Source organism: Arthrobacter sp. Y81, assembly GCF_002929335.1.
Taxonomy (GTDB): Bacteria; Actinomycetota; Actinomycetes; order Actinomycetales; family Micrococcaceae; genus Arthrobacter.
Map to the genome: position 1 here is coordinate 425,387 of NZ_PJIL01000001.1, position 26,266 is coordinate 451,652.

The 26,266-nt window shown below is 65.6% G+C and carries 23 protein-coding genes; 14 read left to right on the top strand and 9 right to left on the bottom strand.

Features of this window, described 5'->3' with window-relative positions; genetic code table 11:
• From CXQ91_RS02020 to CXQ91_RS02035, 4 genes are all read left to right on the top strand, one after another.
• Positions 1–1,026 (top strand): ABC transporter permease, encoded by a 1,026-nt coding sequence (locus CXQ91_RS02020; RefSeq protein WP_104172240.1) that lies wholly within the window; start codon positions 1–3, stop codon positions 1,024–1,026.
• On the top strand, positions 1,023–2,717 hold the full coding sequence (locus tag CXQ91_RS02025) for an ABC transporter ATP-binding protein (protein ID WP_104172241.1): 1,695 nt from the start codon (positions 1,023–1,025) through the stop codon (positions 2,715–2,717). Before CXQ91_RS02020 ends, CXQ91_RS02025 begins: the two co-directional genes overlap by 4 nt.
• Before the next feature lie 124 nt (positions 2,718–2,841).
• A complete protein-coding gene (locus CXQ91_RS02030) occupies positions 2,842–3,285 on the top strand; it encodes a chorismate mutase (protein WP_104172242.1) in 444 nt (147 codons plus the stop codon).
• Positions 3,286–3,288: 3 nt separating this feature from the next.
• Positions 3,289–4,407: a hypothetical protein gene (locus tag CXQ91_RS02035; protein WP_146072291.1), complete on the top strand. Its 1,119-nt coding sequence runs from the start codon at positions 3,289–3,291 to the stop codon at positions 4,405–4,407.
• Here CXQ91_RS02035 and CXQ91_RS02040 read toward each other — a convergent pair.
• The 6 genes from CXQ91_RS02040 to CXQ91_RS02065 all read right to left on the bottom strand — a co-directional run bounded on the left by CXQ91_RS02040 (position 4,404) and on the right by CXQ91_RS02065 (position 10,523).
• Positions 4,404–5,117 carry a DUF4166 domain-containing protein gene (locus CXQ91_RS02040; RefSeq protein WP_104172243.1) on the bottom strand — a complete coding sequence of 238 codons (714 nt, stop codon included), beginning with the start codon at positions 5,115–5,117 and terminating at the stop codon, positions 4,404–4,406. The two genes, CXQ91_RS02035 and CXQ91_RS02040, sit on opposite strands and share 4 nt — an antisense overlap.
• A 43-nt stretch (positions 5,118–5,160) precedes the next feature.
• The gene (locus tag CXQ91_RS02045) at positions 5,161–6,453 is read right to left on the bottom strand and encodes a DUF58 domain-containing protein (RefSeq protein ID WP_104172244.1); all 1,293 of its coding nucleotides are present in this window, start codon (positions 6,451–6,453) and stop codon (positions 5,161–5,163) included.
• Positions 6,453–7,481, bottom strand: coding sequence for a MoxR family ATPase (locus CXQ91_RS02050; RefSeq protein ID WP_104172245.1), 1,029 nt, complete (start codon positions 7,479–7,481; stop codon positions 6,453–6,455). The genes CXQ91_RS02045 and CXQ91_RS02050 overlap by 1 nt, the downstream gene beginning before the upstream one ends.
• Positions 7,478–8,731 carry a DUF4350 domain-containing protein gene (locus CXQ91_RS02055; RefSeq protein ID WP_104172246.1) on the bottom strand — a complete coding sequence of 418 codons (1,254 nt, stop codon included), beginning with the start codon at positions 8,729–8,731 and terminating at the stop codon, positions 7,478–7,480. Before CXQ91_RS02055 ends, CXQ91_RS02050 begins: the two co-directional genes overlap by 4 nt.
• Positions 8,728–9,363, bottom strand: coding sequence for a DUF4129 domain-containing protein (locus tag CXQ91_RS02060; protein WP_258073791.1), 636 nt, complete (start codon positions 9,361–9,363; stop codon positions 8,728–8,730). The genes CXQ91_RS02055 and CXQ91_RS02060 overlap by 4 nt, the downstream gene beginning before the upstream one ends.
• Before the next feature lie 83 nt (positions 9,364–9,446).
• Entirely contained in the window at positions 9,447–10,523 is a 1,077-nt protein-coding gene (locus tag CXQ91_RS02065) for a hypothetical protein (protein ID WP_181038739.1), read from the bottom strand.
• 588 nt (positions 10,524–11,111) lie between these two features.
• Between CXQ91_RS02065 and mtrA the strand changes: the two genes are divergently transcribed.
• From mtrA to secA, 7 genes are all read left to right on the top strand, one after another.
• Positions 11,112–11,786: an MtrAB system response regulator MtrA gene (mtrA, locus tag CXQ91_RS02070; protein ID WP_104172248.1), complete on the top strand. Its 675-nt coding sequence runs from the start codon at positions 11,112–11,114 to the stop codon at positions 11,784–11,786.
• Between the two features lie 97 nt (positions 11,787–11,883).
• The gene (mtrB, locus tag CXQ91_RS02075; RefSeq protein WP_258073802.1) at positions 11,884–13,719 is read left to right on the top strand and encodes an MtrAB system histidine kinase MtrB; all 1,836 of its coding nucleotides are present in this window, start codon (positions 11,884–11,886) and stop codon (positions 13,717–13,719) included.
• Positions 13,716–15,437, top strand: coding sequence for an LpqB family beta-propeller domain-containing protein (locus tag CXQ91_RS02080; RefSeq protein ID WP_104172249.1), 1,722 nt, complete (start codon positions 13,716–13,718; stop codon positions 15,435–15,437). The genes mtrB and CXQ91_RS02080 overlap by 4 nt, the downstream gene beginning before the upstream one ends.
• Before the next feature lie 110 nt (positions 15,438–15,547).
• Entirely contained in the window at positions 15,548–16,468 is a 921-nt protein-coding gene (locus tag CXQ91_RS02085) for a ComF family protein (protein ID WP_104172250.1), read from the top strand.
• A 177-nt stretch (positions 16,469–16,645) separates the two neighbouring features.
• On the top strand, positions 16,646–17,371 hold the full coding sequence (gene hpf / locus CXQ91_RS02090) for a ribosome hibernation-promoting factor, HPF/YfiA family (protein WP_104172251.1): 726 nt from the start codon (positions 16,646–16,648) through the stop codon (positions 17,369–17,371).
• Between the two features lie 49 nt (positions 17,372–17,420).
• Positions 17,421–18,668, top strand: coding sequence for a winged helix-turn-helix domain-containing protein (locus CXQ91_RS02095; RefSeq protein ID WP_104172252.1), 1,248 nt, complete (start codon positions 17,421–17,423; stop codon positions 18,666–18,668).
• A 70-nt stretch (positions 18,669–18,738) separates the two neighbouring features.
• Complete coding sequence (secA, locus tag CXQ91_RS02100) at positions 18,739–21,480, top strand: preprotein translocase subunit SecA (protein WP_104172253.1); 2,742 nt, start codon at positions 18,739–18,741, stop codon at positions 21,478–21,480.
• A gap of 141 nt (positions 21,481–21,621) precedes the next feature.
• On the opposite strand, the gene CXQ91_RS25185 is transcribed toward secA, so the two are convergent.
• Both CXQ91_RS25185 and CXQ91_RS02110 read right to left on the bottom strand, forming a co-directional pair.
• Positions 21,622–21,975 (bottom strand): Rv3235 family protein, encoded by a 354-nt coding sequence (locus CXQ91_RS25185; RefSeq protein ID WP_104172254.1) that lies wholly within the window; start codon positions 21,973–21,975, stop codon positions 21,622–21,624.
• 254 nt (positions 21,976–22,229) lie between these two features.
• Entirely contained in the window at positions 22,230–23,084 is an 855-nt protein-coding gene (locus CXQ91_RS02110) for a LysM peptidoglycan-binding domain-containing protein (protein ID WP_104172255.1), read from the bottom strand.
• A gap of 159 nt (positions 23,085–23,243) precedes the next feature.
• Here CXQ91_RS02110 and CXQ91_RS02115 point away from each other — a divergent pair, with 159 nt between their 5' ends.
• On the top strand, positions 23,244–23,816 hold the full coding sequence (locus tag CXQ91_RS02115) for a hypothetical protein (RefSeq protein ID WP_104172256.1): 573 nt from the start codon (positions 23,244–23,246) through the stop codon (positions 23,814–23,816).
• 89 nt (positions 23,817–23,905) lie between these two features.
• Here CXQ91_RS02115 and CXQ91_RS02120 read toward each other — a convergent pair whose 3' ends face one another.
• Complete coding sequence (locus CXQ91_RS02120; RefSeq protein WP_104172257.1) at positions 23,906–24,121, bottom strand: helix-turn-helix domain-containing protein; 216 nt, start codon at positions 24,119–24,121, stop codon at positions 23,906–23,908.
• A 156-nt stretch (positions 24,122–24,277) separates the two neighbouring features.
• Here CXQ91_RS02120 and CXQ91_RS02125 point away from each other — a divergent pair, with 156 nt between their 5' ends.
• Both CXQ91_RS02125 and CXQ91_RS02130 read left to right on the top strand, forming a co-directional pair.
• On the top strand, positions 24,278–24,922 hold the full coding sequence (locus CXQ91_RS02125; RefSeq protein WP_104172258.1) for an SAF domain-containing protein: 645 nt from the start codon (positions 24,278–24,280) through the stop codon (positions 24,920–24,922).
• A complete protein-coding gene (locus CXQ91_RS02130; RefSeq protein WP_104172259.1) occupies positions 24,919–26,229 on the top strand; it encodes a tyrosine-protein kinase family protein in 1,311 nt (436 codons plus the stop codon). The genes CXQ91_RS02125 and CXQ91_RS02130 overlap by 4 nt, the downstream gene beginning before the upstream one ends.
• Positions 26,230–26,266: the final 37 nt, after the last annotated feature.

Below are 26,266 nucleotides of genomic sequence, written 5' to 3' on the forward strand. Positions count from 1 at the left end.
ATGAGCACCCCTACAACTGTTGAACCCACGGCGGATCCGCGCGCTTCGCTGTTCCGCCGGTTGCCGGTCATCTCGCACTTCAACAAGAGCGTGGGCCTGCAGCGCGGCATGCTGGTGGCGGGCCTCATCCTGACCGGCGCCTTCGTGCTGACGGCCATTTTCGCCCCGCTGCTTGCCCCCTACGGGTACTCCCAGCTCTCTGACGCCGATGGCAACTTCCCTGCCCAGCAGGAACCCGGCGGAAAGCACCTTCTCGGGACCACGGTGGGCGGCTACGACGTACTTTCCAGGGTTATCTGGGGAACGCAGACGGCCATCATGGTCATCGTTGTGGCCGTCCTGATGTCGATCTTCATCGGGGTCATCCTGGGACTGGTCAGCGGCTACATCGGCGGCTGGCTGGACCGGATCCTCGTTGTCATCGCGGACGCCATCTATGCCTTTCCCTCCCTGCTCGTCGCAATTGTCATGGCCATCGTCATCAGCGGCGGGCAGTCAAGCCTGCTGGGCGGCGTCACCGCCGCGGCAATCTCCATCACGGTGGTCTTCATCCCGCAGTACTTCCGGGTGATCAGGGCCGAAACAATCCGCCTGAAAGCCGAACCCTTCGTGGAATCGGCCAAGGTGGTCGGGGCGTCCAACATCCGGATCATGACCCGGCACATCTACAAGAACGCCACACGCACCCTGCCGCTGATCTTCACGCTCAATGCTTCGGAAGCAATCCTCACCCTTGCGGGCCTGGGTTTCCTGGGCTTTGGCATCGAACCCAGTTCTGCCGCCGAGTGGGGCTTCGACCTTAAGCAGGCACTGGCCGACACCACGTCCGGCATCTGGTGGACGGGCGTGTTTCCGGGCCTTGCCATGGTGCTGACCGTCGTCGGCCTCACCCTGATGGGTGAGAGCATCAACGACCTCAACGATCCGCGGCTGCGCGGACGCAAGAAGGCCGCCTCCGGCAAGGGCGGGCCTGATTCCCCCGCAGGCGCTCAGGCTGCGCTCGAAACAGAAGCGAGACTTCCATGACCATCAACATCGACAAACACGGCACCGGTCCGGTCCTGGATATTGAGCACCTGAAGGTCACTTTCGCCACCGATGCCGGGGACGTCTATGCGGTCAAGGACGTCAGCCTGGAGGTCAACCCGGGCGAAGTGGTGGCGATCGTCGGCGAGTCGGGCTCCGGCAAGACCGTGACGGCGAAAACCATCCTTGGCCTCCTCCCGGAGACCGCCATCAGCTCCGGCGCGGTGCTGATCAACGGGAACAACGTCATCAGCGTCAGTCCCTCCAAGCTGCGGCAGATCCGCGGCCGGGACGTTGCCATGGTGTTCCAGGAGCCCTCCACGGCACTGAACCCCGTCTTCACCGTGGGGTGGCAGATAGCCGAAGGAATCCGCGCGCATGCGGGCGGCACGGGCAAACGCGTATCGGCCAAGGAAGCCAAGGTCCGGGCAATCGAAGCTCTCCGCAAGGTGGGCATCCCGGACCCTGAAAACCGCGTGGACTACTATCCCCACCAGTTTTCCGGCGGCCAGAAACAGCGTGTGGTCATCGCCGCGGCGCTCGCGCTCAATCCGGGGCTGATTGTGGCCGACGAACCCACGACCGCCCTGGACGTCACCGTCCAGGCGGAGATCCTCCAGCTGCTGCGGGACCTGCGGGACAAATACGGCACGTCGATCGTCCTGATCACCCACAACATGGGTGTGGTGGCCGACCTCGCCGACCGGGTGGTGGTGATGTACCAGGGCGACGTCGTCGAAGAGGCACCTGCCAAGGTGCTGTTTGCGGAGCCGAAGCAGGAATACACCCGGAAGTTGCTGGCAGCCGTGCCGCACCTGGGCCGGAACTCCGCCTCCCAGGGAATGACCACGCGGGCACACCAGGACCGGAAGGTCCTCGTTGAAGCCAAGGGCCTGACCATTGAATACCCGGGCAGGCTGGGAAGTCCAAGCTTCAAGGCCGTGGACGGCGTCAGCTTCACGCTGTCCGAGGGCGAAGTGTTCGGGCTGGTGGGTGAATCAGGGTCCGGCAAGACCACCATCGGTCGTGCCATCGCGGGCCTGAACCGCACCACCGGCGGCAGCCTTAAAGTGCTGGGCTACGAGATGCTGAACCTCAAGGAGCGGACGTTCAAACCCCTCCGCAAGGACATCGGGTTCGTGTTCCAGGACCCGGCGGCTTCGTTCAACCCGCAGCTGACCATCGGTGACTGCGTTGCCGAGCCGCTGATCATCCATAGCAATCCGACGCCTGCCCAGGCGCGGAAACGCGTTGGCGAGCTGCTCGAGTCGGTGCAGTTGCCGGCGTCGTACGCTGACCGCTTCCCGCATGAACTCTCCGGCGGGCAGCGGCAGCGCGCATCACTGGCCCGTGCCCTGATCCTGAACCCCAAACTGCTGATTGCCGACGAGCCCACCTCGGCCCTGGACGTGTCTGTTCAGGCGGTGGTGCTGGAACTGTTCAAGGACATCCAGCAGGAGTTCGGGTTCGCCGCACTGTTCATCAGCCACGACCTGGCGGTCGTGGACATCCTGTCCCATTGGGTTGGTGTGCTCTACAAGGGCAAGCTCGTGGAGCAGGGACTTGGCACCCAGGTCATGGGCGCCCCGCAACATGACTACACACGGAAGCTCATCGCGTCGCTGCCGGTGCCCGATCCGGACGAACAGGCGAAACGCCGGGAAGCGAACCGCTCGCTGCTTGCCGGTTAGTTCCAGTCCCGGGTGAAGATGCCCGCCGTCCACTGTGGGCGGCGGGCATTTCCGTCCCTCCGACAACGTTTCGCGGACGCTTAACAGCCACGGGCATTTAGCGCGGTGCCCATAGACTGGAGCCATGACCGAGCAGAACCAAGATCTTTCAGACGCCGAATCCTACGACCCCTCAGCCAGCTCATTGGCCGGACAGGTGGACCAATCGGTGATGGCGGAACTGCTGTCCATCCGGTCCAGCATCGACAACATCGACGCCACCCTTGTCTTCCTCCTGGCCGAGCGGTTCAAGGCCACCCAGAAGGTCGGATTCCTCAAAGCGGCGCACAAGCTCCCGGCAGGGGACCCCGGCCGGGAGACCGCCCAGATCGCACGGCTGCGCCGCCTCGCCGAGGAAGCGCACCTGGACCCGGCCTTTGCGGAAAAGTTCCTGAACTTCATCATCGGCGAGGTCATCAGGCACCACGAAGCCATCGCCGAGGACCACCAGGCCGCGGAGAACAATGGAGCCGCCGCCAGCCAGCCGCGGCTTTCGCAGGCCGCCCCATCCACCGCCGTCGACGCCTAGGCCATGCCGGAATCGAACCGCTCAAGGGCTGGCGGACAGGACCCCCGGAACCAGCACCCCCGGAACCCTGATTCCCGCAGCGCGGAAGCCGGCGTCATCGAAACCCGCCAAGTCACGGCCACCGCCTTGGGGCCGTGGCCGGGAGAAGACCCGCTGGAGTCAACCCGGATCGTTCGCGGTGAGCTCGGCAGCCCGCATCTGCCGTTCCTTGTGGAGCTCCCGGACCGCGGCGTCGGTTCGGATGCGCTCGGCAGGACGGCCTCGCTCCTGGTTGACCTTTCGGTCGACGTCCAGCCCTACGGGTGGCGGATCGTGGACCGTCCCGGGCGGGACCTGATGAAGGCGAAGTCGGCGCTCTCCACGGACGTCAACGTCCTCGCCGATGTCGCTGGGATGGAAGAGAGCCCGGCGCGGGACTTCAAGGTCCAACTGCGCGGACCGCTCAGCCTGGCCGCGGGCCTGCACCTCCACAACGGTGAACGGGCTTTGATCGACTACGGCGCCCGACGCGACATCGCCGAATCGCTGGCAGCCGGCGTCGGTGATTTCCTGGCCCGGGTGGGCACGGCTGTTCCCGGGGCACGATTGGTTGTCCAGATCGATGAACCTGACATCGCCGCCGTCCTGGCCGGAACGATTCCCACTTCCAGCGGATACCGGACCTTGCGGTCGGTGCCGGGCCAGGAAGTGACAGAATCGTGGCGGCTGGTGATCGACGCGATCAGGGCCGCCGGCGCTGTGGAAACGGTCATTGCGGTTGCCGAAATCGAGGCGCCCTTTGAGCGAATTTTCTCTTCTGGGGCGGACGGGATCGCCGTCCCGCTGAAGGCGCTCACCTCCCGGCAATGGGAAGAGCTCGCCGGTGCAGTCGAGGCGGGGAAGAGCCTATGGGCCGGTGTGCTGCCGGTGAACGACGCGTCAGCTGCCCTGCCACGTGTCCAGGATGCAGTGGAGAACGTGTGGCGGCCCTGGCGCCAGCTGGGTCTTCCCGCCTCCGCGCTCGACTCCATCCGCGTGACGCCGTCCGCGGGGCTGGCGGGGCACACGCCGTCGTCCGCCACCGCTGTCCTGACCCGACTGACCCAAGTGGCGGACGGGCTCAACCAGCTGGCGCTCGGCTAGACGCGGCTCTCCCACCTGTCCGGCCGGGCGTAGCCCGGGAGATGGCCGGGCGCCGTGGCGGCGCCCGGGTAGGAACGGAGCCGGTAATCGAAGCTCCCCGCGTAGACCAGGACGAGGCCCAGTTGCGGCTGGATCACCTTGACCTGGATCCGGTGCTTTCCGTGGCTGCCCTCCGACGGTTCCCACCACTGCTCCGCGTACGCCTTGGCGTCCACGGCGGCCGGTAGCGGGATCCGCAAGGCACCCAGGAAAAGCCGGGAGGCCTCGGAAACACCCCGGAGCCGCCCGTCGGCGGTCACGCTGAGATGCAGGTCGGTGACGAGGCGGCGGTAGCGGCCCACGTAATCGACCAGTCCCGGGTTGCTTCGGGACTCATCGAAGCTGGTGGTGTCATGGAACAGCCGCGTCCGTCCGGGAAACTGGATCTCACGTCTGGCAGTGAGGCTCGACCGGCCGAACGGATCGAGGTGCGCGTGGTTTTCGATCCGGAACGGAATACGCTCACCGTACTCCGGGAAGAACGCTTCCTCCCCGCTGGTGAGCCGCAACAACGGCCGCAACCACTGCTGCCGGCACCCGACGACGTCGAACACCCCCTCACCCACACCGTAGCGTCCCGACCCGGGAGCCAGGGAAAAGTACTCCTGCAGCTCGGGCTGGAGCCGGGCGAAATCGCTGCCCAGGGCACGTTCATAGATAGGCGTGTTCAAGGTAGCCTCCTGCTTTCCGACAGAACAGTTTTCGACAGATCAGTCACAGTCGTCCCGCAGCCTTGAGCCGGATGTAGGCGTCCGCGAGGGCCGGCGGCAGTTGGTGCGGTTCGGCGTCGACCACTTCGACGCCCATTTGGCGGAGCTGGATGGCTACAGCCTCGCGTTCCAGCAGCGCGCGTTCGGCTGCTGCCGCGCGGAACACCTGTGTCGCCGTCCCGCGTTCTTTTTGCATAGTGCCCAGCATGGGGTCCCGCACCGAGGCAACCACCACAACATGCTGCTGCGCCAGTTGCGCCGCCATCGGGAGCAGTCCCTCCTCGGGCGCGCCGCCGTCCAGCGGGGTCAGCAGCACCACGAGGGAGCGGTGCGCGGAGATCTGCCGGATCTGGCCCGGGACCTGGCTCCAGTCCAGCTCGATGAGCTCCGGTTCCAGCGGCGCCATGGCCTGCACGAGCTGTCCCAGCAGGTTGCCTTTTGACGCAGAGCCCGCCCGCCCGCGGGTCCGCCGGTCGAAGGCGAAGAAATCCACTCGGTCGCCGCCACGTTCCGCGAGGACGGCTAGCAGCAGGGCCGCCTCGATTCCGGTGTCAAGGCGCGGCTCGTCGTCGATCCTCGCAGCAGCCGTCCGGGACGTGTCCAGCATGATCACCACGCGCCGGTCCCGTTCAGGCCGCCAGGTACGGACGACGACGGCGGACCGCCGCGCTGTGGCGCGCCAGTCTATGGAACGCACGTCATCGCCGCGGACGTAGTCGCGGAGCGAATCGAATTCGGTGCCGGCGCCCCTGATCTGGACCGCGGCCCTTCCATCGAGCTCACGCAGCTTACGGAGCTTGGACGGAAGGTGGCGCCGCGAATGGAACGGCGGGAGCACCCGGATTGCGCCGGGACAGGGGAGGGTCCGCTGCCGCGCGGCCAGCCGCAGCGGACCGAAGGCGCGGAGGGTCACATGCGGAGCCTTGAGGTCGCCCCGGCGGGCAGGCCGGAGCGTCACCGTCATGCGCCGCCGCTCGCCGGCCGGAACGTCCACCCGCTGGCGCGGATTCTGTGCACCCGCCGATGGCTGCCACGCGTCGCGCACCAGGGCACGGAGCGTTCGGTTCCCGGTGTTCCCGATCGTCAGGACGGATTCGGTGCTTGCGCTGAGCGTGACATTGCCCGGCAAAGTGCGGTCCAGGGTGACCTTCCGGAGCGATGCCGCAATGGAGAGGTCCAGGAGCAGCAAGGCGCAGAGGGCGAGGCAGACCAGCAGAACCGTGCCCCAGCCGGGGAACAGCATCACCGGCACCAGCCCCGCCAGTGCCAGAAGTACGAACCGTCCTGAAATGGCCATCAGCGCGGAACGGGCACGGATGCCAGGATGCTGGCGAGGACGCCGTCCACGTGCACGCCGTCCATCTGCGCTTCGGGCTGCAGCGCCACCCGGTGGCGCAGGCAGGGGAGCGCCAGTGCCTTGACGTCGTCCGGTGTCACGAAATGCCGTCCGGACAGCCACGCCCACGCGCGGGCGGCGCTCAGCAGGGCCGTTGCGCCGCGCGGGGACACGCCCAGCTGGAAGGAGGGTGCGGCACGGGTGGCCCTGGCAATGTCCACGATGTAAGCCGCGACTTCCGGCGCCACCTCCACCGCAGCCACTGCCTGGCGAGCCTGCTCCAGTTCGGCAGCGCCTGCCACCGCGCGGACACCGGCCGCAGCCAGGTTCCTGGAATCGAAGCCGGCCGCATGCCTGCGGATGACCTCAATTTCGTCCGCCCGCCCCGGCAGCGGCATGGCGAGCTTGAGCAGGAAACGGTCCAGCTGGGCTTCGGGCAGGGGATAGGTGCCCTCGTACTCCACCGGGTTCTGGGTGGCAGCGACGATGAACGGCACGGGAAGCGGCCGAGAGACACCGTCCGCCGATACCTGGCGTTCCTCCATGGCTTCCAGCAGGGACGCCTGCGTCTTCGGCGGCGTCCTGTTGATTTCATCTGCCAGCAGGATGTTGGTGAAAACCGGGCCTTCCCGGAAGCTAAATTCGGAGGTCCGGGAGTCGAAGACCAGCGAGCCGGTGATGTCGCCGGGCATCAGGTCCGGGGTGAACTGGACGCGCTTGGTGTCCAGGCTCAGGGCCGCGGACAGCGTGCGGACCAGCAAGGTCTTGGCCACACCGGGAACCCCTTCGAGCAGCACGTGCCCGCGGCACAGCAGGGCGATCAGCAGCCCCGTGACGGTGGCGTCCTGGCCAACCACTGCCTTTGCGACCTCGTGACGCACATCGAGCAGGGCCTGTCGGACGGGATCCGTGCCGGTGGTGGCCTCCGCCGTTGCAAGGGCAGGGCCGCCGGGGCCGCCCTGAATGAATCCGTTGGTCTGCTCACTCATCGGGCGGTTACCTCTTTCTCTAGGGTGTCCAGCTGCTGGGCCCAACGGACCAGCTCGCTTTCAGTTCGGGGACGGGCCTCCAGCACGCGGGCCGTCTGTTCAGCCGGGCGCCCAAGGTGCCGGGCTGCGGCGTCGACGATGGCCGTAGACTCAGCGTCCGGTCCCAGCCGGAGGACCCGCGCGAGCCGGACCAGCGTGCCCGCCCTGAGGTTGTCGGCCGCCCGGTCCACGGCGTGGGAGTCATGGTATAGCCGGGCGCGGCCCTCGGCGGTCTCAACGGCCTTGACCACGACCGGCAGCGGCTCGAAGACCAGTGGCCCCAGCCGGCGACCCCGCCAGACCATCGCCAGCACCGCCACCAGGGCAAGCCACGGGCCGAGGAAGGCCACCCACGGCGGGGCCAGCTCATCCAGGGTCTTCGGCGCGTCCGCAGTGGTGACATCCGCAATGCCGGGGAGATACCAGACAAGATGGTCCGAGCCCCCGAGGGTCCGCAGCACAAGCGCGGCGTTGCCTTGTTCATCGAGCCGGCCGTTACTGATGATCTGCGTACTGCCCAGCACCACCAGCCGGCCGTCGTCGCTGGTTGCATACAGCCCGCCAAGGCCTTCCGAGGGCTCATAGCAAGGGCGGTCGGCCTGGTAGAGGTACGCGGACTCCGCAGTGACCGCTCCGGCGGTGGCGGGATCATCCGTCCCGCAGCCGGGATCCAGCGTGGCAACCCCCGCCGGGACAACTCCGGCGGGGCGGATGTCACCGCCGAGGGCGCTGAGCGCGTTCAGCCTGGGAGTCACCACGACCAGCCTGTCCGTGGCCTGCTGCAAATCCTGAAGCTGTTCGCGGTCCAGGTAGCCGTTTCGGTCGTAGAGGAGCAAAGTTGTTCCGCTGCTGTCCCCACTGTCCTCGGACGTGTCCCCGAACGCACTGTGCTCGGACGTACTGTCCAGGGCGGACATCGTTGCCGCGAAGTTGTCGGTCTGGCGGACCTCCACGCCCTGGTTTCCCAGTATTTCGGCTACGGCCCTCGCCCCGTCCGGGGCTGCGTTTCGCGTGGACAGGGCAACGGTGTCGCCGCGGGGCGAAAGCTGGGCAAAAATTGTCAGCGCCACACCCAGCGCGAAGACCATGCCGATGAAGGTCCACGTACGGTGCCGGCGGATCCATGCCCTGATGGTTTGGCCGGCGAGGCCATTTCCAGCGGCAGGCCCCGGCGATGCAGGCCGGCTCTCCGACTCAAGTACGGGCCTCATAACGGCAGCGCCAGGCGGTCCGCGGCCGGCCGGCCAAAGTCGGGCTTTGCGGATTCGAGAAGCTGATCCAGCCCCACCATGTCGGCGTGATCCCTGGCGGTGGCGTCCTCGCTGCCGTACCGAACAGCGTCGAATTGATCGGCGGCCCGGCGCAGCTGCGCGGCACAGCCGCCGAAGGCGCCGGCCAGCTGGCCGGCCACCTCGTCCGCCGTCCGGCCCGGCAGCGGGTCGATCACCGTTCGCTCCTCAGCGGACCGGACGATGGCCCTGAACTGTTCGACGACGGCGGTTCGCCAGTCGGAGCGTGCTGCCGCGGCTGCCGCGAGCCGCCGGTATTCCGCCGGGCTGATGGAGGGATCGGCGTCGACGACGTCTCCGGCCGGGCGGCGGCGGGCGTTCAGCCGGGGGCGCGCGAGGAGGATGGCCACTGCAATGAGGATCACGATGGTCACCCCGATGGCCGGTACGGCGACGCCGCTGTCAATTGCGGGGTCGCCGCTATTGAGCGATCGGAGCCAGTCCGTGAATTGCCGCCACAGATCGGTCAGCCAGTCCGGTTGTGCGTCCCGGTACACGGGCTTGGACAGTTCTTCGGCGGCCCACCTGCTGGCCTCCTGCCTGTCGGGCTCCACTGGAGGTTCAGCTGGCGTCCGGCCGGCGGCCGAATGCAGGACCGTACCCACCGCGGATGCCGCCTCGGAAAGGGCCGGCCGGCTCATCCGGAGCCCGGAGGTGGGCCGGAGCCCGGTGGTGGGCCGTAGCCCGATGGTGGGCCGGAGCCCGGTGGTGGGCCGTAGGGGGCGTGGGACCAGCCGCCGGGAGCAGGGCGGCCCGCGTTCCCCTCCGGGGCGATGCCGCGTCCGGGGACGCCGTTGGCGTCCGTGCTTGATTCCAGCAGCCGGAGAAGGGCGAGGTCGAGTCCTTCCTTGCGCATCCGAAGGTCCATGTACAACAGGCCCATCACGGAGGTTTGGAAGGCGTACGCCACTGCCCCTACGAGAGCCGAGACGATGAGTGACGCGATTCCGACGCCCACTGCAAGGGCACGTTGCGCGTCGTCGCCGCCATGGGGCGCGACGACGGAGGAAAATCCGCCGGAAACGAGGCTGATGGGGATCAGGACAATCTGGCTGATAATGCCGATGAGGAGTGAAACGACCAGCGTGATGCCGAAGATCCGCCACCAGTTGTGCCGAGTCAGCTGCCAGGACCTTCGGAGGCCGTCAAGTACGTCCAGTTCCTCGACGACAATCGCAGCCGGCGTCACGAGGAACCGGATGGAGAGCAACAGCACGGTCACTATGGTGCCGAGGAACAGGGGGACGATGATGAGCGCAGACATTCCGCCCATGGAATCTGCCAGGAGCCAGGTCCCGCCCACCAGTACGGCGACGACGGCGACACTGGCCAGGATCATGAGCCCGCCAAGCCCGAGCAATGAGCCGATCCTGGACCGCGACAGTGACCACATCTCCTTAAAACCGGTGCGCCAATTAAGAACGGACCGGGCCACGGGAACCACCATCACGCCCTGAAGCACAAGCGAGATAAAGACGGACACCAGTCCGAGAATGACGGCACCGGCCAGGACGCCGAGGCCCAGGCCGACCATTTCCGTTGGGCTCAGGCTTTCCAGCCACAGCCCGAGGGACTCGCCGTCCGATCCGGCTTGTGCCGCCGCGAGCGCACCGGCAAAGGTTCCCAGGGCCTGTGCCAGGAGGCCCGCCCCCAGCATCGCTGCGGCGTTGCGCCTGATGGTCTGAAACGAGCCGTCCAGGATTTCGCCGAACATCAGCGGTCGCAGCGGAACTATCCCGGGCTTCGGCGGGGCGACATACCCCGGCTGAATGTACCCCGGCTGATTGAAGGAAGGCTGTGGCCCCGGGTAGGGGGAACCCCACTGCGGCTGTCCGCCGTGACCGGGCTGCTGCGTGTTCCATTGCGGCGCCCCCCACTGCGGCTGGTTTCCGCCGGAGTTACCCTGCGGCGGGTTCCACTGCGATTGGCTTCCCTGGTGGGGCGGCTGCGGTGCGGGCCACTGCTGCGGTGCGCCCCCTGCGGGTGGCTCCACCGGCTGCGGCTGCCCCTCCCGGGGCCGCGCGTTCGGATCCTGCTCTGACAACCTGTTCCTCCCCAAAAGATGCTGTCCGCGAGCAGCCCGGCCGAAACTCCGGCCCGACGCTCCGGACCGGCGGTGTCCTGCACCGTCCGGCCCGCTCCCAGCCTATAGTTTTGCCCGCATGCCTCATAGCCTCGGGCTGATTCTTCGCGGTGTGGCGCCGGTCCGGCCACCGTTCCGCGTCCGGCCCGGCAGGTGACCGCGCCATGCCGTGTCGGCCCTCAACGGGACAAAGCCCATTCAATAGGCGAATATATAACTATGAAGGCACGCATTCTGGTAGTGGACGATGACGAGGCGCTGGCCGAGATGATCGGAATTGTTTTGCGCAACGACGGCTTCGAGCCGGTCTTTTGCGCAGACGGGGCACAGGCGCTGGAAGTCTTTCGTTCCTCGAAGCCGGACCTCGTGCTGTTGGACCTGATGCTTCCTGGCATGGACGGCATTGAAGTGTGCCGGCAGATCCGCGCTGAGTCGGATTCGCCCATCGTCATGCTGACCGCGAAGTCGGATACCTCGGATGTGGTCCGCGGCCTGGAATCCGGCGCCGACGACTACGTGCCCAAACCGTTCAAGCCGGCCGAATTGGTTGCGCGGGTTAGGGCGAGACTCCGTCCGGGTGACCAAAAGGCCCCTGAAACACTGCGGATTGCTGACATCACCATTGACGTGGCCGGGCACTTGGTGAGCCGCAACGACGAACGCATCTCGCTGACGCCCCTGGAGTTTGACCTGCTCGTTGCACTCGCCCGCAAACCGTGGCAGGTCTTCACCCGCGAACTGCTGCTGGAGCAGGTCTGGGGATACCGGCACGCGGCAGACACGCGCCTTGTGAACGTCCATGTCCAGCGGCTGAGGTCAAAGATCGAACGCGACCCTGAAGCCCCCGAAGTTGTCTTGACGGTCCGTGGTGTCGGCTACAAAGCAGGTTCCTGACCCGTCCAGCGGCGAAGCCGGCGGCGAGCCGGAGGTAGCCCGCCCGCCAAAAACGGACTACGCCCACGTCCACGGTGCTCCGGAGCATACCGATGCAATGGCCGGTGTGCTCTCCGGACTGCCGTTCCGAACCCGCATCTGGGTACGCCGTGCCCGGATCGTTGGACTCCGGGTCTCGCGGCTCGTCCGAACCGGGCTGATCCGGCTCTTGCCCGGTGTCCGGTTCCTGCTGCGGGCGTTGCACCGGCGTTGGCGCAGGTCCCTGCAGTTCCGGACAGTCCTCACCACGCTGCTGCTCTCGATTGGTTCGTTCGCCGTGGTGGGCGCGTACTTGTCGAACCAGATCGCCAACAACTTGTTCCAGGAACGGTTGACCCAGGCGGAATCGGAGACGCTGTACAACGTCAAACAGGTCCAGGACACGTTTGATGGCGCCCAGGTCACCGACCAGTCGAGCGTTATTACACTCGTCTACGACACGCTAAACGCCGTTGAGGGGCGCGGGAACGTGATCCAGCGTCGATATGTCTTTGAAGCGATGCCGGAACAGACCAAACCTCGCAACCGCTGGGTGGAATCACGGGCATCGGACCAGCTCACCGTCAGCGTCATCCCGCCCGAATTGCGGAAAGCCGTTCAGGAATCCGGCAAGGACCAGTTCTGGGCATCCACCGAGTTCCCGGTAGGCACTGAGGACCGGCCGGGCATTGCCGTGGGCAACAAAGTCACGTTCAACGGCACCGTGTATGAGCTGTACCTTATCTACGACCTGAACACCGCGCAGAAAACGCTCAACGAAATACAGAACGTCCTGCTGGCCGGCGGGGCGGTGTTGGTCCTGATCATTGGGGCCATTGCCTGGTATGTGACCCGGAACGTGGTCAGCCCGGTCAGCCATGCAGCCGTCGTCTCCGAGAAACTGGCGGCCGGCCAACTGCAGGAGCGGATGGTGGTCAAGGGCGAGGACGAGGTGGCCCGGCTGGGCGCATCGTTCAACCACATGGCCGCCAGCCTGCAGGAACAGATCACGCAGCTGGCCACGCTCTCGCAAATGCAGCAGCGCTTCGTCTCCGATGTGTCCCACGAGCTTCGCACGCCACTCACCACCGTGCGGATGGCCGCCGAAGTGCTGTACGACGCACGCCATGATTTCGACCCGATCAACAAGCGCTCGGCCGAGCTCCTGTACAACCAGGTGGAACGCTTCCAGTCCCTTCTGGCTGACCTCCTGGAGATTTCCCGGTTCGACGCGGGCGTGGCCGTGCTCGACGCCGAGCCCACCGATATCCTGCAGCTCATCGCGAATGTCGTGGAGGACGCCGGACCCGTCGCCGCCGAATACGGTTCGGACGTCACCATCAATTCCCGGGAAAAGAGCATCGTGGTGGAGATGGACGACCGGCGGATCGAGCGAATCCTTCGCAACCTGGTGCTCAACGCGCTTGAACACAGCGAAGGCAACCCGGTCAATATCTCCGTCGCTGCGAACGATACCGCCGTGGCCGTCGCAGTCCGCGACCACGGGATCGGCATGACACAGTCCGAGGCCGCTCGGGTCTTTGACCGGTTCTGGCGGGCGGACCCTGCACGGGCGCGCACCACCGGCGGCAGCGGTTTGGGCCTTTCCATTGCCGCGGAAGACACAAAACTCCACAACGGATGGCTTCAGGCCTGGGGCAGCAAAGGAACAGGATCAAATTTCAGGCTGACACTGCCGCTGAAGCAGGGCGAGGCCATCTCCAAGTCGCCGCTCCAGCTGGAACCTGCCGACGTCGCACTCCCTGGCACCGGCCAGGGCACCATGCTGATCCTTGGAACCGTCGCGGCGCCGGACTCCGAAGGCGCCGTCCAGGCTGCGGAGCCGGGGCCGGTCAAGCCATCGGCTGCCTCGCCGGTCGCGACGCACGACACGGGCGGGGACGAAGCGGAATGAACGCCACATCACGAAGGCCAGGCACCGGTGCCGCCGCTCTCTTGGCGGTGCTGCTCCTGCTGCTGACCTCCTGCGCCCAGATTCCGCGCTCCGGACCCGTCGGGAAAAGCACGGATGAGAGCGCGGGCAAGCCCAACAACGCACCCGTTTTCTTTCCGGTGGCTCCGCGGGAAGGCGCCGCTCCCGAATCCATCATCGATGACTTCTATCTGGCGGGGAGTGGCTACGAAGACGACTATGCGGTGGCGCGGGAGTACCTGACCCAGGCCGAGTCCGTGGCCTGGAAGCCGGACCAGAGGACACTGGTTTTCCGCTCAACCAAGGTAATCCGGACCGGCGTCGAGAACGTGTACAACTACGAGCTTGATGTGGCGTACTCCGTCGATGCAGACGGCATCGCCACGCAGTTTCCCGAGGGCACCAAAGAAACTGTCCAGGTCACCCTGACGCAGGTGGACGGCGAGTGGCGGATCTCCGGAATCCCGGACGGGACCGCCATTCCCGAACAGACGTTCAAGGTGATTTACGGTGCCTACCCCATCTACTTCTATGATCCGAGCTTCACCTACGCGGTACCGGACGTCAGATGGTTCATCAAGAAGAAAACCGTCAAGGCGATGACCAGTGCACTGCTCAGCGGACCAGCCCCGTATCTCAAGGGAGCCGTAGTCAGCGCCTTCCCCTCGGGGATGAAACTGGCGCGCGAGTCAGTTCCGGTGGTCTCCGGCGCGGCCCAGGTGGATCTGAGTGCCAAGGAGCTGGTGGAAGCTTCCAGCGAAGACAGGCTGCGGATGCAGACACAACTGGCGCTGACCTTCCGCGGCCAACCCGACGTTGTCAACGTAGAGCTCAGGGCGAACCAGGACCTGGTCCGCGTCGAGGACAACGGGTCCGTGCTGCCTCCCGTCCGTGACAAGAACGTCCCGGCCCGCCAGATTGCCGTGAATGAGGGCCAGCTGGTCCGCTACGAGAACAACAGGATTTCACCGCTTCCGGATATCCAGTCCGTGGGAGCACTCGATCCGGTTTCCCCGGCCGAGTCCCCGGCATCACAGTCCATAGCGTTCCTCAACAGCACCAGGACAACGCTGTACTCGATTGTGCCGGGGCAGCCCGCGAGGGCGCTGACTACGCGTTCCACCCTCACCCACCCGTCGTTCGGCCAGGAGGACTGGGTCTGGACTGCCGGCCCCGGGGCCAACGGTGCTACCGAAGTCCTCGCCTACCGCCCCACCGGCGTCGTCGAGGGTGCCGGTATGCCAACTGTGACGCTGGCACCCGCGTGGCTCGCAGGACGCACCGTCAAGGAGTTCCGAATATCCCGGGAGGGGGTGCGTGCCCTCGTGATTTCCGAGCAAAACGGGAAAACCCGCGTGCAGGTGACGGGAATCGTCCGCAACGCTGACGGCACGCCCCGGGACCTCACTGCCCCGACGACCCTCCTGACCGATCGCCAACCCGACCAGGGTGTCTGGGTAAGCGACACCACTGTCGCGGTCATGAAGGGATCGGCCACCGACAACGTCACGCCGGAATTGCTCTCCCTGGCTGCTTCACAGCCCCAGCAGCTGGCCCCCTGGCCAGGGCTCACCGCGATTAGCGCCGGCAACGGACCGGAGGAAATCTTCGGGCAGTCCGCTGACGGTATTTTCCAGCGCCTCGGAAACGGTTGGTCACCCCAGCTGAAGGGACCAGTGGACCCGTCGTTCCCGGGCTGACGCAGCGGACCTTCCAGGCACGCCGCAGGGCGTGCCGGCCCGAGGCGCGATGTCCACATAGGCACCTTGCAGGCTTCCTGGCCGGGCGTCCAGTCATGCAGCCTTAGCAGGTGATTCGACTACCCGATCCCGATCTGGCGCCGCCTGCCGCGACGCCGGCAAAGCACCGCAGCGACTACTCACAGTGGTTTCCGAGGGCTGCGGACCGGGCAGCAAGTGCGGGCCGCGAACTCCTGGCGTTGGCCGCCCCGGTGGAATGTGTCTGTTGCGGAACGGAAGATTTCTCGCTTTGCGGCCCCTGCGAACGGGCGGTGCGGACCCTCACCAAGGCGCCTTTCCGGGCTGAGGGGCAGGCGCCTGCCCTCATGGATGTCAACGGTTCGGTCATCCTTCCGGTCGTGGCTGCCGGGGTTTATCGTGAGGAACTCGCCCAGGCCCTGCTGTCGTTCAAGAAACACGGCCAGGGCCAGCTCGCGTCGGTGTTGTCCAAAGCACTGGGAAGAGCCATCCAGCGGGCCGCCGGGACAATGCGGGGATTCTGCCTTATTCCGGTTCCCACCACCAACAGCGCATTCCGGAAACGCGGTTTCAGCCCGGTGCACCTCATGCTGCGCAACCTGGCCCGCAGCGGCGGCCTGGGTGCGGGATCCCTTGCCTGCGCCCTCCGCAAGCGGAGGGCAACCGCCCAAGGACCACGGGCTGCCGTTGATCTCCCGGAACGAATCCGTGCACTGGTGTCTTCTCCCGCGATGGCCGGAGGGCAAAAGGGACTGGGGCGAGGGGCGCGCGTCAAGCGCGTCCGCGGCTCGATGCGTGCGGGACCGGCCCTCTTCGAGCCGGACATCCGGGGGCGACCCTGCATCATCGTGGATGATGTCCTCACCACGGGCGCCACGCTGGCAGAGGCTGCGCGGGCAGTCCACCAGGCGGGAGGCATTGTCGTTGGTGCCGTTGTGCTGGCGGCGACACGCCCGCCCGACTCCGCCGATCCAGCCGCCGCTCCCGGCGCCACCGCGCGGAAGGACGCGTGACTCCGAAAAAATAAAACGAAGAAAAGGTGAATAACGGGTAGCGATGAACTAACGTCGGTTGTGGGTACCAAGATCAGTTGTACCTGTCGATAGCGGCTCGGAAAGGGGCTCGACTGTCAGTCAGATCGGCCCCGGGAAGTGCCGCCGTCGTGTCACCGAAGTCATTTGGAGGGCACCATGGAGTTCATGATCAGCGGACGGAATTTGACGGTTTCGGACCGCTTCCGCGAATACGCCGACGAGAAGATCTCAAAGATCGCATCGCTGGGCGACAAGGTCCAAAGGGTGGACGCGAAGGTGTCCAAGGAGACCAAGGCCCGCCAGACCGCAGACTTGCTTACGGTTGAGCTGACTGTCCTGGGCCGTGGCCCCGTAATCCGTGCGGAAGCCAGCGCCGCCGACAAGTTCGCCGCGTTCGATCTCGCTTACAACAAGCTCCTCGAGCGCCTGCGCCGTGCCAAGGACCGCAAAAAGGTCCACCACGGGCGGCACACCCCGAAAGCCGTCCGCGAGGCGACAGCCAGCCTCGAACCGGCAAGCACCACCGAGCCTCTGTACGTTGAGGCCAGCAACCACCAGGAGCCACAGCCGGCGCCGGTGGAAAAGTCGCCGTACGACGTCGACAATGACATCCCGGCAGGCGACTCACCGGTCCTGATCCGCCGCAAGGTTTTCCCTGCGGCATCCCTCACGCTCGACGACGCCGTCGACAACATGGAACTTGTGGGCCACTCCTTCTACCTGTTTGTGGACAAGGAGACCAAAGCGCCGTCCGTGGTGTACCGCCGCGACGGATGGACCTACGGCGTCATTAGCCTGGACCAGACCTGCGAACCGGGCGAAGCGCCCTTGGAAGAGAAGATCCTCGCCTACCGCTCGGAGGATGAACCTGCACGCGCCTAAGCAGCGTGTTCGCCTAAGCTGGTGTTGACCAGCCAAAGGAAGGACTGACATGAGCGCATCGCTGAGCCTCAACCAGGCACGGCGAATCGCTTTGGCAGCCCAGGGATTGGACAAAGGACGGCCCGCCGGACCCGTGACTGCACGGGCGGTGGGCCGTACCTTTGACCGGCTGCACCTGGTCCAGATTGACTCCGTCAACGTCCTTGCCCGCAGCCACTATCTGCCCTTCTTCTCCAGGCTCGGAAATTACGACCGTGCCATTCTGCACCGGATGGCGTCCAAGCATCCGCGCAGGATGATGGAGTATTGGGCGCACGAAGCCAGCTTCATCCGGCCGGACCACTTCCCGGACCTTTTGCTGTGGCAGAGCCGGAAGTGGGTCGGGGCATCGGCTATGGACCCCGAACTGCGCTCCGGTGTGGCCGTGAAGGTCCTCGAGGAACTTGCCAAGGGCAAACCACTGACCGCCGCCGAACTCACTGTCCGGATCGGACATGTCGAGGACCGGCGGACGGACAACTGGGGCTGGAATTGGAACGCGGTCAAACGCGTCCTGGAACACCTTTTCGAGGAAGGGCTCGTCTCGGCGTCCTCGCGGACCGAGCAGTTCGAACGCCGCTACACACTCACGGGGAAGGTCTTTTCCCCGCTCGACGGCGGGGGAGACGCCGACGCCGATCCCGCGGCCGCGATGGACCGGCTCATCGCTGCCGCGGCGAGGGCCCACGGCATCGGAACCGTGCGCTGCTTCGCTGACTACTTTCGGAGCCCTCTGCGTGCGGCCGCCATTTCCGTGCAGCATCTTGTGGAGCTCGGCACACTGGAGCCCGTCGCTGTCCGCGGCTGGAACAGGCCGGTCTACCGGCACGTCGACTCCAAATTGCCCCGGGCGGCAACGGGACGGGCCCTTCTCAGCCCGTTTGACTCGCTCGTCTTTGAGCGGCGGCGGCTGGAGGAGCTCTTCGGCTTCCACTACAGGATTGAGATCTACACCCCGGAGGCCAAACGGCGTTTCGGATACTACGTCCTTCCGTTCCTGCTGAGGGACGGCATCGTGGCGCGGGTCGACCTGAAGGCTGACAGGGCGGCCGGCCACCTCCTGGCGAGGGCAGCGCACGCCGAACCGGATGCGCCGGCGGATACCGCCGTCGAACTGGCCGCAGAACTCCAACTGATGGCCGAATGGCTCGAGCTTGACCATGTGGTGGTCTCGCCGGCCGGCGACTTGGGGCCGGCACTCGCCGAGGCAGTCGCTGCAACCGGAACGGGTGCATCCGCTCTCAGGGAACAGGCGTAACGCACCGTGCGTCTCTCCCGTAGACTGAACACGCCAGAATTCGGCAGCTTGAGACTGGGAGCAACTTCACGTGGCATCACTAATCGAAAAACTTCTCCGTACGGGTGACAAAAAAACCCTAAGGCAATTGAGGAATTACGCCGATTCCATCAATGCCCTGGAGAGCTCCCTCAAGACCTTCACGGACGCCGAACTGCGTGAAGAAACCGACCGGCTCCGGGAACGCCACCAGGACGGCGAGAAGCTGGATGATCTCCTGCCGGAGGCTTTCGCTGCGGTGCGCGAAGCCTCGTCACGAACGCTGGGAATGCGCCACTTCGACGTCCAGATGATGGGCGGCGCCGCCCTGCACCTGGGCAACATCGCCGAAATGAAGACCGGTGAAGGCAAGACCCTGGTGGCCACCGCTCCGGCCTACCTCAATGCCCTCGCCGGCAAGGGTGTCCACGTCATCACGGTGAACGACTACCTCGCCGAATACCAGTCCGACCTTATGGGCCGCGTTTACCGGTTCCTCGGCCTGAGCAGCGGCTGCATCCTCTCCAACCAGGACCCCGCCGTGCGCCGCGAGCAGTACGCCGCGGACATCACCTACGGCACCAACAACGAATTCGGCTTTGACTACCTGCGCGACAACATGGCCTGGGACAAGTCAGAACTGGTCCAGCGCGGCCACCACTTCGCCATCGTTGACGAAGTCGACTCCATCCTCATCGACGAGGCCCGTACCCCGCTCATCATTTCCGGTCCTGCCCAGGGCGACACGAACCGCTGGTACAGCGAATTCGCCAAGGTGGTCCAGCGGCTCAAGGCCGACACCGACTACGAGGTCGACGAGAAGAAGCGCACCGTAGGTGTCCTCGAAGCGGGCATCGAAAAGGTCGAGGACTACCTCGGCATCCACAACCTCTACGAGTCGGCCAACACGCCGCTGATCGGCTTCCTGAACAACGCCATCAAGGCCAAGGAACTCTTCAAGCGGGACAAGGACTACGTTATCCTCGACGGCGAGGTCCTGATCGTCGATGAGCACACCGGCCGCATCCTGGCCGGACGGCGTTACAACGAGGGAATGCACCAGGCAATCGAGGCCAAGGAAGCCGTCGAGATCAAGGCGGAAAACCAGACCTTGGCGACCGTCACGCTGCAGAACTACTTCCGCATGTACGACAAGCTTTCGGGCATGACCGGCACCGCCGAGACCGAAGCCGCGGAGTTCATGGGCACCTACAAGCTCGGAGTGGTGGCCATCCCCACCAACCGGGACATGCAGCGCCTCGACCAGTCGGACCTGGTGTACAAGAACGAGGCGGTCAAGTTTGACGCAGTCGTCAAGGACATCGCCGAGCGCCACGAAAAAGGCCAGCCGGTGCTGGTGGGAACCACCAGCGTGGAGAAGAGCGAATACCTTTCCCGGCTGCTGGCCAAGGAAGGCATCCGGCACGAGGTCCTGAACGCGAAGAACCACGCCCGTGAAGCCGCGATCGTCGCGCAGGCCGGCCGCAAGGGCGCCGTGACCGTCGCCACGAACATGGCCGGTCGCGGTACCGACATCATGCTGGGCGGAAACGCCGAATTCACCGCAGTCGCCGAACTGGCCGCCAAGGGCCTGGATCCGGAAGAAAACTCGGACGAGTACGAGGCCGCCTGGCCTGCGGCGCTCGAAGCAGCCAAACAGGCCGTCAAGGATGAGCACGAGGAAGTTCTGGACCTCGGCGGGCTCTACGTCCTGGGCACCGAACGCCACGAGTCGCGCCGCATCGACAACCAGCTCCGCGGCCGCTCCGGACGCCAGGGCGACCCCGGCGAGTCCCGGTTCTACCTGTCCCTGACGGATGACCTGATGCGTTTGTTCAATTCGGGCGCAGCCGAGCGGCTTATGAACAGTTCGGTGCCGGACGATGTCGCCCTGGAATCGAAGCTGGTGTCCCGTGCCATTGCATCGGCACAGGGCCAGGTCGAAGGCCGCAACGCGGAACAGCGCAAGAACGTCCTGAAGTACGACGACGTCCTGAACCGCCAGCGTGAAGCCATCTACGGGGACCGCCGCCGCATCCTCGAGGGCGATGACCTGCACGAGAAGGTGCAGTTCTTCCTTGAGGACACGATCACCGCCCTCATCGACGAAGCCACTGCCGAAGGCACCGGGGACGACTGGGACTTCAACCAGCTGTGGACCAACCTCAAGACGCTGTACCCCGTCAGCATCACGTCCCACGACGTCATTGACGAAGCTGGCGGCAAGTCCCGCATCACCGTGGACTTCCTGAAGGAAGAGATCCTTTCCGATGCACGCCTGGTCTACCAGGCCAGGGAAGAGGCCATCGGATCCGAGAGCATGCGCGAACTGGAACGCCGCGTAGTGCTGTCCGTGATCGGCCGGAAGTGGCAGGAACATCTCTACGAGATGGACTACCTCAAGGAAGGCATCGGCCTCCGTGCCATGGCCCAGCGCGACCCGCTCGTTGAATACCAGCGCGAGGGATTCATCATGTTCCAAGCCATGATGGAGGCCATCAGGGAGGAAAGCGTCGGCTTCCTGTTCAACCTGGAGGTCGAGGTGACTCCCGCGGAGGACGTCGTGGTTGCCGACACCGTCGGGGAACACACGGAGCACCACGAGCCGCAGATCCGCGCAGCAGGCCTGGAAGCCCCGGAAAAGCCCGCCCAGCTGCAGTACACCGCACCGGGCGAAGACGGCGCCAGCCAGACCCGTATCGAGGGTAGGCCCTCGGGCCGTTCGGGAAATCCGGCGAAGGCTGCGGCCCAGGACGGTGCCCGGAAACAGGCGCCGAAAAAGAAGAAGCGCTAGGAACTGATGACTGCCGAAACCGCAGCCAGCTGAGATACAGGTAAGGGCCGGAACAATTGTTCCGGCCCTTACCTGTATCCACTCTTGTCCGGACAGTTTGGATTGGCGGAGGGCGGCGCGAGTCGGCTCAAAGCTGATGAGTCAGCCGATTTCCAGCGCCGTTACCCGCCATACCTGGTTGCTGCGCTCAAGTCTCACTGCCACCGCGCGGACCCTCAGTTCGTCCACCACGACGGCGCTTGCCTCGTAGATTCCGTCCGCGACTTCGCAGGCGCGGACCGACCGGACAGCCGGATTACGGTGCAGGCGGCCTGCCGTCGGTGAGGACCCGGACGCGAGCCGGCGGGTAAGCGCGGCCCGGTGCTGCAGCGAGGCCAGGCAGCGTTGGTCCAGGCGCCGCGAGAGCTGCTGGATCGGACGCGTTCCGGCCAATACTTCGATGGCGGCCTGCACGGTACCGCGGGCGATCGCGCAAACCTCCCTGCTCTCACCCACAGCCTTGAGGGTCCGCAGGTTGCCGGCCGATCGAGCCGGGCCGGCCGGGCCCGGCGCAGGAGGAGCGCCAGCAGGGCGCGGACCCGCAGGCGGGATGCTGACCGGTTCAGGGACCGCCGCCAGCCTGCGGACCGGCGGGACTCCCGGAACGGACCGGCCCGTCGCAGGAGATGAGGGGACCAAATGCAATGCGCTCATGACGTTTCCTCTGATTGATGACGGATATCTGAAGACTGCTCGAAGTCGGCCGCGGATTAGGAGCTGGACGGTGGCCGGAGAACCTGGCCCGGGAGAAGAACATCGGGATTGTCTCCCACGACGGCCCTGTTGGCCTGATACCAACGTGGCCATTCCAGGGCGACGTCTACGTCAGAAGCGGGGGAGCCACCCAGACCCCTGGCTGCGATACTCCACAGCGAGTCCCCGGCCACGACTGTGACGGAGCCGGCTTCCGAGGCTGGTTGCTGCCGGGCGGACCTCACGGGTTGAGCCGCGAGCGGACCTGGATCCACGACGGGAGCGCTTGGTTTCCACCGCGGATCCAGGCTGTCACCGGACGCTGAGGTTGCCGGCAAAACGGAAATGGATGCTGCACCGCCTACCCCGCCAACCACTGCGGTGGTGAGTGCGGCCGGCTCTGGCGGAAACGCACTGGCTCCTCCAGCTGCCTTTTCCGTTGGCGCCCATACCGCAGCAATAGCCGCGCCGGATGTTGGACTCGGCGGCGGCACCCCGGGGTCCGTGGCGCCATGGGCAAGCGGTGCGCCCAGCAGCTGCAAACCGACTGCGGCGAGGGCGAGCCGGCGCATGAAAGCCGGGCTGAATTTGCCGGTGATTGCCGCGGCCCGGCCGTTGCCGGTGCGCTCGAGCGCGGCGGAGGCAAGAGCGATCAGCATCGACAAGAACCACCAGGCCACGATGATGAGTCCCATCGTGTTGACGGCAATTCCCAGCAGGTCTTCAAAGGCCAGCGACTGGCCCCTTTCCGCTGACCGCTGCCACCGCTCCATCAGCGACACGCCGGTCCCCGCCAGGAGAGTACCCAGAAGAAGAATCGCTGCTGCCAATGCCGCGTCCGAGCCGAGTGGTCTGCGCTGCGAACCCTCCATGATCCTACTCCTCGAAGCTTTTTGATGCAGTTTGATGTTGTTTGATGTATCTAAGTAGAGTTTGAACTCACTCGCCGGTTTTTGTCCAGTGATTTGTTTTTTTCGTCCCGGGTCCGGCATTGAATTGACCCCGGCCCCGAGCGGGCCTAGATTTGCGGCATGCGTTGGGATGCCCTGTTTGATGACATGGAGGCGCAGCTGGCATCAGTTGACCGGCTGGAGGTCGAAGCGGAAATTGCTGAGCGGTCGCGGGCGGACGTGGCAGGTGTGGAACTGGCCGACAGGTTGCGCGGATCCTTCGGGCTCAGGGTTGGTGTCCATCTGGCGTCCGGGTCAGTGTTCGACGGAACGCTGAGCCACGTGGGCGCAGAGAGCCTGGTGCTCAGCGATCCGTATCACCAGGTGCTGATTCCGTACGCTGCGGTCTCGCGGTACCAGGGCCTGGGGAGGCTCGCTGTCGCGGAGCCATCCTCTGTCCGGCGAAAACTGGGCCTGGCCAGCGCACTTCGTGGTCTGGCGCGCGACAGAACTGGTCTGTCAGTTTTCCTGATCGGCGGTGCGGAGGGCGTGGCCGGACTCAGCGGTGTCATCGACCGCGTGGGGCGGGACTATTTCGACCTGGCTGTAACCCGGCCAGGGGAGGCCCGCCGCGCGGCCAACGTCAGCCAATTGGCCACGGTTCCATTTGCCTCGCTCGGTGCGTTGCGGTCCTTGCGCGGCGCGGAGCTCTGAACGCACACCCCAGTTGCCGGGCTGCAGGCCGAATTGGCGGCAGGGCGGGATGCGCGCGCCTGCGTCCGTGCCTCAGGCGTACTTAGGTCTCAGGAGGACTTGGACTTCGCTTGCTGGATCATGCGGTCCGCCTCCGCATAACGCTCTTCGATGTACTGCTCCAGCATCTTTTCCTCCACTCGCCACTGCCCGCGTCCGCCCACCTGGATGGCCTTGAGTTCGCCGCTGCGGACCAACGCATAGGCTGCCGGGGAATTGATCTGCAGCTGTTCGGCTACGTCTGCGAGGGTTAGGAATCGGGGCATGCTTCTATTTTGCCACCAGTGGCGTCAAGTGGTGCGGTTATCCACAGTTTGGCGTTGTTTGATCCTATGACTTTCGATCCGGCTGTTTTGCCGTAACAATGAGGGAGTCCGGCGCATGAAGCAGTCCGGTCAGCACCGATGGGGGGAGCAACACGGATGAGTGCAAGCACAACAGCCGCAGGGGTCCGGCTGAAGAAGCCGTCCTGGAAGGATCCCCGGCTTCTGCTCGGATTCCTGCTGGTCCTGGCCTCAGTGGCGGGTGTTGTGTCCCTGGTAGGTGCCGCCGACCAAACCACTGAGGTGTACGCGGCGAAAGGGCCGATAGCAGTTGGGGAGAAGCTAACGGCTGAGAACGTCAACCGGGTGAAGGTCAGGCTTGGCGACGTGGAATCGCACTACATCACCGCTGAAGCAGGACTGCCCGAGGGCATGGTCGCCGTGCAGCGCATTGGCCCGGACCAGCTGGTGCCACGGGCAAGCCTGGGCAAGCCCGACGCTCTGAACCGCAAGCCGGTTGCGATCACCATAGACGAAGCCCTGCCGGAGCAGGCCGCCGCCGGTTCGCGCGTGGACGCCTGGGTCGCCCTGCCTGATGCCCGCAACGGATTCAGCGAGCCGAAGCTGCTCCTTCCCGGCGCAGAAATTGCTGAAGTCACGCCGGGAACAACCACGCTCGGATCTTCCCGGTCCACAGTAGTGCTGGTGCTCGTCACTGATGAGCAGATGCCGAAGCTGCTGGGCGCCCAGGCGAACAAAGCCAAGATTTCCGTCGTCTGGAACCCTGGCGGTGGGACTCCATGAGCATCCCGGTGGTCACGGTCGGACAGTCACGAGAAGACCTGGTGGGCGGCCTGGAACGACTGCACGGACCGGTCACTGTCGTCAGGAGGTGCTCGGAACTGACGGAGTTGCTGGCCGCCTGCCAAAGCGGCCTCGCCCGGGCGGCCGTCGTCGCAGAAGGCAGCGACGAACTGACTGCTTCGCTGGTGGACCGGCTCGCCGCGGTCGGCGTCGTGATCGTTGCCCTGACGGACAGCGCATCGGAAACCGCGAGGCTGACGGCGATCGGCGTCACGGCAGCGCCGGCGGGAGTGGACTCAGCGGCGCTGGCCGGAAGGATCTCCGGCGCGGTGGACCAGTGGTCCCGTCCCAGGCCATTTCAGGCGGGTGACAGCGGATTTGCGGACACAGGGGCGGCCATCCGGACTCAGCCCGGTGCGGAAAGCGACGTTTCAGCAGAGCCGTCCGGCGCCGGCCAGCTTATTGCCGTCTGGGGTCCGGCAGGGTCGCCCGGCCGGACGCTCGTGGCGGCGAACATGGCAGGCGAGTTGGCTGCAGCGGGCAATTCAGTCTTCCTGATCGACGCTGACAGCTATGGGGCGAGTGTGGCGGGCATGCTGGGACTCCTGGACGAGTCCGCGGGGCTGGCGCAGGCCTGCAGGCTGGCTGACCTGGGGCAACTGGATGCCGACGCGCTGCTAAGGGTTGCCACGCCTGTCGCCCTGAAATCCGGGACGCTCCGGATCCTGACCGGCATCACGCGCGCGGACCGCTGGACGGAACTGCGCGCGTCTGCCCTTGGTGTCGTGTTTGAGAAAGCCCGGGAAATTGCGGACTACGTCGTTGTGGACACCGGATTCTGCCTTGAGGCAGACGAGGAACTCAGTTTTGACACCATGGCGCCGCGCAGGAACGCCGCCACCCTCCGGAGCCTCGAACTGGCAGATACCGTCTATGCCGTCGGGGCGGCTGACTCCATCGGGGTGCCGCGGCTCGTCCGCGGCCTTTCCGAGCTTGAGGCCGCGGTCCCGCAGGCGGTTCCCCGGGTAGTCCTGAATAAGGTCCGAGCCTCGGCCGCCGGGAGGTCACCGGAACGCCAGCTCAGGGACGCCTGGGAAAGGTACGGGCCGGCGGCGGCAATCGCCGCGTTCCTGCCATCGGACAGCGCAGCAAGCGACTCGGCACTTTTGTCCGGGTGCCTCCTGCTTGAGGCTGCACCCCAATCAGGACTACGTCTGGCAATCGCGGAATTGGTTTGTGCACCTGTCCAGCGAAAACGCCGATCCTCTGTCTTTACTTCCACAGCGAAGCGTCGCCTAAAGGGCTAGGCTCGCCATAAGGGCTGCAAAGAGGCAGCTATGAACT

What these genes read in the sequence shown, in the direction of transcription:
- CXQ91_RS02125 (WP_104172258.1), top strand. Translation starts at nt 24,278, where the DNA reads ATGAGTGCAAGCACAACAGCCGCAGGGGTCCGGCTGAAGAAGCCGTCC.
- CXQ91_RS02120 (WP_104172257.1), bottom strand. Translation starts at nt 24,121, where the DNA reads ATGCCCCGATTCCTAACCCTCGCAGACGTAGCCGAACAGCTGCAGATC.
- mtrA (WP_104172248.1), top strand. Translation starts at nt 11,112, where the DNA reads ATGAAGGCACGCATTCTGGTAGTGGACGATGACGAGGCGCTGGCCGAG.
- CXQ91_RS02025 (WP_104172241.1), top strand. Translation starts at nt 1,023, where the DNA reads ATGACCATCAACATCGACAAACACGGCACCGGTCCGGTCCTGGATATT.
- CXQ91_RS02115 (WP_104172256.1), top strand. Translation starts at nt 23,244, where the DNA reads ATGCGTTGGGATGCCCTGTTTGATGACATGGAGGCGCAGCTGGCATCA.
- CXQ91_RS02065 (WP_181038739.1), bottom strand. Translation starts at nt 10,523, where the DNA reads ATGTTCGGCGAAATCCTGGACGGCTCGTTTCAGACCATCAGGCGCAAC.
- CXQ91_RS02020 (WP_104172240.1), top strand. Translation starts at nt 1, where the DNA reads ATGAGCACCCCTACAACTGTTGAACCCACGGCGGATCCGCGCGCTTCG.
- CXQ91_RS02055 (WP_104172246.1), bottom strand. Translation starts at nt 8,731, where the DNA reads ATGAGGCCCGTACTTGAGTCGGAGAGCCGGCCTGCATCGCCGGGGCCT.
- CXQ91_RS02035 (WP_146072291.1), top strand. Translation starts at nt 3,289, where the DNA reads ATGCCGGAATCGAACCGCTCAAGGGCTGGCGGACAGGACCCCCGGAAC.
- CXQ91_RS02110 (WP_104172255.1), bottom strand. Translation starts at nt 23,084, where the DNA reads ATGGAGGGTTCGCAGCGCAGACCACTCGGCTCGGACGCGGCATTGGCA.
- CXQ91_RS02030 (WP_104172242.1), top strand. Translation starts at nt 2,842, where the DNA reads ATGACCGAGCAGAACCAAGATCTTTCAGACGCCGAATCCTACGACCCC.
- CXQ91_RS02050 (WP_104172245.1), bottom strand. Translation starts at nt 7,481, where the DNA reads ATGAGTGAGCAGACCAACGGATTCATTCAGGGCGGCCCCGGCGGCCCT.
- hpf (WP_104172251.1), top strand. Translation starts at nt 16,646, where the DNA reads ATGGAGTTCATGATCAGCGGACGGAATTTGACGGTTTCGGACCGCTTC.
- CXQ91_RS02095 (WP_104172252.1), top strand. Translation starts at nt 17,421, where the DNA reads ATGAGCGCATCGCTGAGCCTCAACCAGGCACGGCGAATCGCTTTGGCA.
- mtrB (WP_258073802.1), top strand. Translation starts at nt 11,884, where the DNA reads ATGGCCGGTGTGCTCTCCGGACTGCCGTTCCGAACCCGCATCTGGGTA.
- CXQ91_RS02045 (WP_104172244.1), bottom strand. Translation starts at nt 6,453, where the DNA reads ATGGCCATTTCAGGACGGTTCGTACTTCTGGCACTGGCGGGGCTGGTG.
- CXQ91_RS02080 (WP_104172249.1), top strand. Translation starts at nt 13,716, where the DNA reads ATGAACGCCACATCACGAAGGCCAGGCACCGGTGCCGCCGCTCTCTTG.
- CXQ91_RS02130 (WP_104172259.1), top strand. Translation starts at nt 24,919, where the DNA reads ATGAGCATCCCGGTGGTCACGGTCGGACAGTCACGAGAAGACCTGGTG.